This window comes from Streptomyces sp. GbtcB6, from assembly GCF_019091475.1.
In the GTDB taxonomy this organism is placed as follows: Bacteria; Actinomycetota; Actinomycetes; order Streptomycetales; family Streptomycetaceae; genus Streptomyces; species Streptomyces hyaluromycini.
This window is the reverse complement of record NZ_JAGXJL010000156.1, coordinates 1-1,324: the sequence shown is the minus strand read 5'-3', so window position 1 is coordinate 1,324 and position 1,324 is coordinate 1. Positions and strand designations below refer to the sequence as shown.

General features: G+C 70.6%; 2 protein-coding genes. Both read right to left on the bottom strand.

What is annotated here, in order from left to right:
• Positions 1-596 (bottom strand): helix-turn-helix domain-containing protein (locus KVT45_RS54950; RefSeq protein WP_217562627.1); only part of this gene is annotated, 596 nt, incomplete at its 3' end.
• Between the two features lie 59 nt (positions 597-655).
• Entirely contained in the window at positions 656-1,294 is a 639-nt protein-coding gene (locus tag KVT45_RS54945; RefSeq protein ID WP_217562625.1) for a bifunctional 2-polyprenyl-6-hydroxyphenol methylase/3-demethylubiquinol 3-O-methyltransferase UbiG, read from the bottom strand.
• Positions 1,295-1,324 lie beyond the last annotated feature (30 nt).

The window sequence follows — 1,324 nt, the reverse complement described above, 5'->3', positions numbered from 1 at the left end:
TGGCGGACGTGGAGGTGTGTGCCGCTGGGGGAGAAGAGGGCCAGGACTTCGGCTGCCGCGTCGTGGTGGGCGCTGGTCAGGGCGTGTGGTGTGCGGGTGTCGAATTCGGCGGCTTCGCCGGCGCGTACGCGGGTGGTCGTGGTGCTGAGGGTGAGGTCGATGGCGCCGGTCAGGACGTACAGCCATTCGTAGCCGCCGTGCCTGCGCAGCGAGGGCTTGGGGGCGATGCGCTGGGGCGGGAGGACCATCTTGAACGCCTCCACGGGAGCTCCGCCGCGGGTGAGGGGGACGAAGGTGGTGCCGTTGTTGCGGATCGGCTTGATGTGGACGCGGGGGTCACCGGTGGGCGGGGCGCCGATCAGGTCGTCCAGGGCGACCCGGTAGACGTGGGCCAGCGGCAGCAGCAGGTCCAGGTTGGGGCGGCGCCTGCCGCTCTCCAGGCGGGAGAGGGTGCTGATGGAGATGCCGGTACGTTCGGCGACGTCCGAGAGCGTCATGCGGCGGGCTTGGCGGGCGTCGCGCAGATGCGGCCCGACCGAGCCGAGCACGGCCTCTGTGTTGTGAACGAGTTGGTCGTCGGTCGGCGTGGTGGGCATGGCTCTCTTCTTCGTTGGGTCGGGCGGCAGGGGCTGCGGGTGCAGGGGGGCGGGGCGGTTCAGGCGGTGCGGGTCAGGCGCCACACATGGTCGGTGCGGGTGCCGGGGCGTCCGTCGGGTGAGGGGGCGGGCCGCTGGATGCTGGTGAGGGTGTTCACCTTCCAGGTGGGAGGCAGGGCAAGGGTGGTCAGCAGGCCCTCCAGGGTGGGGAAGACGACATGGGCGGGCTGCTGCGCGGCGGTGCTCCAGGTCGGCCATCCGGCGTGCATGACGATGATCAATGTGCCGCCCGGTGCGACGGCCCGGGCCGCCAGCCGCAGGATGGCCGTCTGGTCCAGAGCGACCGGTGACTGCAGGTACTGTGCGGCGACGAGGTCGAAGCTGCCGCCGGGAAACGTCTGCCCGAGGTCGTAATGCTGAAAGGTGACCTGCCCGGACAGGCCCAGCTCGATCGCGCGGGCGGCGGCCCGTCGCAAGGCTGTGGTAGAGATGTCGACGGCGGTCACCTGCCAGCCCCAGGACGCCAGCCACAAGGCGTCCGCGCCCTCGCCGCAGCCCAGCTCCAGTGCACTTCCCGGTGCCAGATGGTCCGCTTCGCGGACCAGTAGTTCGTTCGGCTGACCGCTCCAGACGCGTCCGCACTTGCGGTAGCGGTCCTCCCAGAACCGGGCCGGCTCGATGCTGTCGGGTGTGGTCATCAAGATCTCCTTACAAGCGCGGAAGGCGGC

Excerpts from the sequence above, each read along its gene's own strand:
- KVT45_RS54945 (WP_217562625.1), bottom strand. The coding sequence starts at position 1,294 with ATGACCACACCCGACAGCATCGAGCCGGCCCGGTTCTGGGAGGACCGC.